6 protein-coding genes and 1 pseudogene are annotated in these 4,950 nt (G+C 62.7%); 2 read left to right on the forward strand and 5 right to left on the reverse strand.

All coding sequences use genetic code 11. From position 1 onward, the window contains the following. The 4 genes and pseudogenes from ENZ75_RS20820 to ENZ75_RS20835 form a co-directional block, all read right to left on the reverse strand. Positions 1 to 542 (reverse strand): annotated as a pseudogene (locus tag ENZ75_RS20820) (sensor histidine kinase); the annotation flags it as partial. Further along, positions 539 to 1,213 (reverse strand): response regulator transcription factor, encoded by a 675-nt coding sequence (locus tag ENZ75_RS20825; RefSeq protein ID WP_013533623.1) that lies wholly within the window; start codon positions 1,211 to 1,213, stop codon positions 539 to 541. The pseudogene ENZ75_RS20820 and the gene ENZ75_RS20825, both read right to left, overlap by 4 nt. A gap of 40 nt (positions 1,214 to 1,253) precedes the next feature. Next, a complete protein-coding gene (locus tag ENZ75_RS20830; RefSeq protein ID WP_013533622.1) occupies positions 1,254 to 1,646 on the reverse strand; it encodes a hypothetical protein in 393 nt (130 codons plus the stop codon). A 315-nt stretch (positions 1,647 to 1,961) separates the two neighbouring features. Continuing rightward, positions 1,962 to 2,579: an outer membrane protein gene (locus ENZ75_RS20835; protein WP_082826646.1), complete on the reverse strand. Its 618-nt coding sequence runs from the start codon at positions 2,577 to 2,579 to the stop codon at positions 1,962 to 1,964. Positions 2,580 to 3,036: 457 nt separating this feature from the next. Between ENZ75_RS20835 and ENZ75_RS20840 the strand changes: the two genes are divergently transcribed. Beyond that, positions 3,037 to 3,300 (forward strand): DUF6460 domain-containing protein, encoded by a 264-nt coding sequence (locus ENZ75_RS20840; protein WP_013533620.1) that lies wholly within the window; start codon positions 3,037 to 3,039, stop codon positions 3,298 to 3,300. Positions 3,301 to 3,376: 76 nt separating this feature from the next. Here the strand turns inward: ENZ75_RS20840 and ENZ75_RS20845 are convergent, their stop codons facing one another. Next, a complete protein-coding gene (locus ENZ75_RS20845) occupies positions 3,377 to 4,282 on the reverse strand; it encodes a histone deacetylase (protein ID WP_063170026.1) in 906 nt (301 codons plus the stop codon). 246 nt (positions 4,283 to 4,528) lie between these two features. On the opposite strand from ENZ75_RS20845, the gene ENZ75_RS20850 reads away from it, so the two are divergent. After that, a partial coding sequence (locus tag ENZ75_RS20850; protein WP_245465450.1) for an MATE family efflux transporter occupies positions 4,529 to 4,950 on the forward strand: 422 nt, incomplete at its 3' end.

Consider the following 4,950-nt stretch of genomic DNA (forward strand, 5'->3'; position numbering starts at 1 on the left):
TCCCAGTTCCTGCTGCCGTCCGGGTTCTTGGCGACGTCGATGGTGGCCGAAATGGTGACTTCGAGGCCGTCGGTCTCTTCCCGCGACGATCGCGTCGCGGCAATGATCTGAACCGTGCCAGCCTTGGTCGAAACTTTTTCGAGGTAGGCCTCCGGCCTCAAATCATCTTCGGAAAATCCGATGGTGGCGTGATCGGCCTGGCCCAGCAGATCGCCAAAATTCCTGGTGTAGACGTCGGGTATGCTGCCGAAGCGGATGCTCTGGCCGTTGTTGTCGCGGATGATGTACCAGACATTGGGGAACCCCTTACGAAACGAACGCAATCCATCGGTCTCATGGACGATCAATCTGCCGTTGCCGTCACGATCGACGGCATCCTTGAGGGTGGCGACGGCAGCCTCGTTGTCGACAAGAAGCCGTGGATCGGCGATCCACAGCGCGGCCGCGCACAGCACGATGAAGACAAGAAGCGTCGCCGCCTGCAACAGGATCATCCGCCGCACCAGCACCCATTGCAGCGATCGCGTGCGCGACTTCTTCACGAGGCGGCCCGCAAGAGATAACCGAGGTTGCGGATCGCCCTGATCTCGATGCCGGCAGCGACGTCGTCGAGCTTGCGACGCAGCCGCGAAATGTGCGCATCCAATGCATTGGAGCCGATCTCGTCGTCGAGAGCATAGACGGCTTCTTCCAGCGCCCCGCGCATGATCGTCCGCCCCGGCCTGCGGATGAGCGTTTCGAGCACCAGCCGCTCGCGCCGCGGCAGTTCCAGCGCCTGGTCCTCGACAAGCGCCTCGCGATGGCGGAAATCATAGGTGAGGCGGCCGACCATCACCTGATTGGCACGCGTGGTGAACGAACGCCGGTGCAAGGCATTGAGCCTGGCGACCAGTTCCACCGTGGCGAACGGCTTGACCATGTAGTCGTCGGCGCCGGCGTCGAGCCCCGCCACGCGATCGTCGAGCCCGCTGAGCGCCGTCAACGCGATCACCGGCACGTCCAGATGCAAGGCCCGCAGGCGCGGGATCAGGCTGAGGCCATCGCCATCCGGCAGCCGGCGGTCCAGCACCACCGCGTCATGGTGGCCGAGCCGCGCCACGGCTTCGGCATCCGCCAGTGTCGCGGCATGGTCGACGATGATGTCCTGGCGCTCGAGCGCGGTCTTCAGCACCGAGGCCATTTCCGGCTCGTCCTCGATCAGCAGGATGCGCATGCGCACTCTCCGTCACAGGCAGCCGGCACGCTGTGGCAATTCATTCGCATTCCAGCTTCGGTTGACGAAAATTGGTGATGAACCATCTGCCGCCCGAGGCGCGGGCATAGAACGTATAGAAGCATTCCTGGCGCTCGATATAGCCAGGCGTTTCGGTTTCTTCGTAGACGGTTCCGTGTTTTGTGTGGCGAACTTCGCCGCTGGAGCTTCCGGAAACCGCATTGGTGGATATTTTCCGCCACTGATAGGCCCGCTCGCCCCGGCCGAGATCAACGACGGCGGTCGGCGGCCCGTAGTCCAGAATGACCGATTCGACCGGTTGCCCGATGTAGTTCTTCATGATGTCGGAGGCGCATCCCGTCAGCACCAGCACGATCGCGATGAAGAACGCCTTGGAGATCCACACCAGATGGTTTGCGCTGCGTTTGGACATATCCGATTCCCGTCATCAAGGTCATCCGCGGCACCGAATGCATGTCGCCCAAAAGCGGTCCCGGTTTTGGGACAACGACATGCACAAAACAAAACCTGAAGCGGGCCGCATGATCCGTTTCGATGCGACGCGCTTTAGGACGTGAAGATTGCATCGGCATTACGCAGGACCTGGCACCCAAATGCGGTCTGCCGACATGCGTCGATGACGGTGCGGATGGAGGCAAAGCAATCGCGCGGCCCCGTTGCATCCGGGCGCCGCGCAAGGTCGTTCAAGCAGAATACAGAACAGGTTCAACGGAACCCATGGCCTGCCCTAGAACCGGTAGTTGATGCCGGCCTTCAGTTCATGGCTGCCGATCGTCGCCTTGGATTTGCCCAGGGCGGACGTCGTTTCGACGCCTGGGGTGCGCACATAGTCATATTCGACCTTGGCCGAGAGGCCGCCGGCAAAACCCTGCTCGATGCCGCCGCCGACCAGATAGCCGAGTTTCCATCCGTCGATATCGTTCACCTTGTCGCCCTTGTCGAATTTGGTCATGGCGACGCCGCCGGTTCCAAACAGCAGCGTCTGGTCGAAGCTCAAGCCGGCCTTGGCCTTGGCGGCACCGCGCCATTTTTCCTTGATCTTGCCGCCCCGGACGTCGTGCTCGGCGCCGCCCAGATAGGAGCCCTCGATCTCGGCACCGAGAACCGCTGGACCCATCTGCTGGTTGTAGCCGGCCTGAACGCCGCCGCTGAGACCATTCCTGCCGGCAAACGGGTTCGGCATCCCGGTGAACGCCGTGCCGCCATGCACGCCGACATAGGCGCCGCTCCACTGGAACGCGGGGGGATCATTGTAGGCGGGCGAAAGGTCGGCGGCCATCGCCGGCCCCAGGAGGTACATGGCAAGGGCACTTGCCGTCAGGATGATCTTTGCTTGAGAGAACACTGCATTACTCCAACACACGCGCGCATCCGGCAATCGATGCGCAGGTTTCCCGAAGAACTCGACCGTTGAGGCGGTCGGGCTCCGATTTGGTGTCTTTCAGGGATGGTTGCGCGGTCCTGGGACTGGCTTTCGCCAGTTGTGGTAGGGGGTCAGATCGCCCGCGCGGCCAATCGCCTGAAAGACGCCGACCGTCTCGCAGGCGAAAATTGCACGCACATTGCGGGAAATCGAAAAATGAAGGTTTTTCGCTTTGTTTTCAATAAATTAAAGCGATGTTGTTTACGCAAATTTAACAGTCTGGCGCGGGTTTAGTCCGTTTGGCAGCACAAGCCTGCCATGCAATCGCGCGGTGCAGGCCGTTGGCATCCCGCAAAACTCCCGGCTTGAAGCGGACAAGCCAAGTGCGTATGTCTGGCCGACGCCCTCGAGCCTGGGTGCCTCAATCGGGAGACGAGCCTTGTCCGCACTGACGCGCTTTCTTGGCGACTCGCCGCTCAAGGTGATCCTGAAACTGCTGGTGGTGTCTTTCCTCGTCGGCCTGGTCATGAATGCCTTCGGCTGGTCGCCGATGGATGTGCTCTACGGCATCCGGAAGTTCTTCATGGACCTGTGGAATCTCGGCTTCCACGCCATCGACCGCTTCCTCGGCTATATCCTGCTGGGCGCGGCTATCGTCGTGCCGGCCTTCATCCTGCTCAGGCTTGCCAACTACCGGAAGTAGAGCATGATCCCGAAAAGTGGGAACCGGTTTTCTCGGACAAACGGAAACCGTTTGTCCCGAGATCATGCTTGAAGAACTACCGGGCGTAGCCTGCGGCGACCTCGAACAGGATGGCGTGGCGCGCGGCAAGGGCGGGCACATCGGTGGAATAGCCACCGCCGATGACGCCGCAGACCGGAACGCCCTGCGCGCGAAAATGGCTGATGACCATGTCGTCACGGGCGCGCAGACCGTCATCCGACAGCGACAGCCTGCCAAGCCGGTCATCTGCATGGACGTCGACGCCGGCATTGTAGAACACGATGTCCCAATGCGCCTGGGCGGACAGCTCCGGCAGGATGGCGGCGAGCCTCTCGAGATAGGCAGCGTCACCCGTGCCATCGGGCAGCGCGACATCGAGGTCGGAGGCGATCTTGCGCACGGGGTAGTTGCGGTCGCCATGCATGGAAAAGGTGAACACGCGCGGGTCATCGGCGAGAATATCCGCCGTGCCGTCGCCCTGGTGCACGTCGAGATCGACGACCAGGATGTTTCGTGCCGCGCCTTCGGCCAGCAGCACCAATGCGGCGACGGCGACATCGTTGAAGGTGCAGAAGCCCGCGCCTTGCGCGCGCCGCGCATGGTGGCTGCCGCCGGCAGTGTTGCAGGCGATACCGTGGCGCAAGGCCAGCCGCGCCGCCAGCACCGTGCCGCCGGTGGCAAGCTGCGCGCGCAGCGAGACGCGGGGGCCGATCGGAAAACCGATCTCGCGTTCGATCTTTTCGGGCACGCGGCAGTTGACGACCTGGTCGACATAGTCCGCCGCATGGGCAAGCTCCAGCCATGAAGCCGGCGCCGGTTCGGCGGTGCTGAGCGCCTCGGGGCCGGCGAGGCCGCGTGTCCGCAGCGCCTCCATCAGCAGGGGATATTTGCTCATCGGAAAGCGATGGTTGACGGCGAAGCCGGCGTCGTAGTCGGGATGATGGACGATCTGCAGAGGCATGAACTCGTATCCGGCTGGCTCACGCCAGACCGGGATTTCGGTTGGCCGTCAAGGGATAGGTGATTGCGCGGTGGCCGGAAAATGGGGCACATCGACGGTTCCATCAAGCCGCAATCAGCAAGGCAGCAATCCTTGGACAAAGGTGCAACCCCAGCCGACGCCGGATCCCCGATCCTCTCGGGATCGCCGATTCACTCCGGATCATTTGTCGTCACCAACCGCTCCGTGCTCGCCATCGCGGTGCCGATGACGCTAGCCTATCTGACGACGCCGATGCTCGGCCTGGTCGACACGGCTGTCGTCGGCCAGTTCGGCGATGCCGCCTTGCTTGGCGGCCTGGCGGCCGGCGCATTGATCTTCGACGTCGTCTTCACCTCTTTCAATTTCCTGCGCTCGGGCACCACCGGCCTTGTCGCACAGGCGTTCGGGCGTGGCGATGCCCTGGAGGAACAGGCGGTGTTCTGGCGCGCCGTGCTGATCGCGGTTATCGCCGGCATCGTGCTCGCTGCCCTTGCGCCGCTGGTCGCCATCGCCGGGCAAAAATTCATGGGCGCCGAACCGCGCGTCAGCGAGGCGATGGGCGTCTACATCAGGATCAGGCTGCTTGCAGCCCCCTTTTCGCTGATCAACTACGCCATCCTCGGCTACGTGCTGGGGCGGGGCGAGGG

Origin of the sequence: Mesorhizobium sp. M7A.F.Ca.CA.002.04.1.1 (assembly GCF_004022805.1) — a bacterium.
Classification (GTDB): Bacteria; Pseudomonadota; Alphaproteobacteria; order Rhizobiales; family Rhizobiaceae; genus Mesorhizobium; species Mesorhizobium ciceri.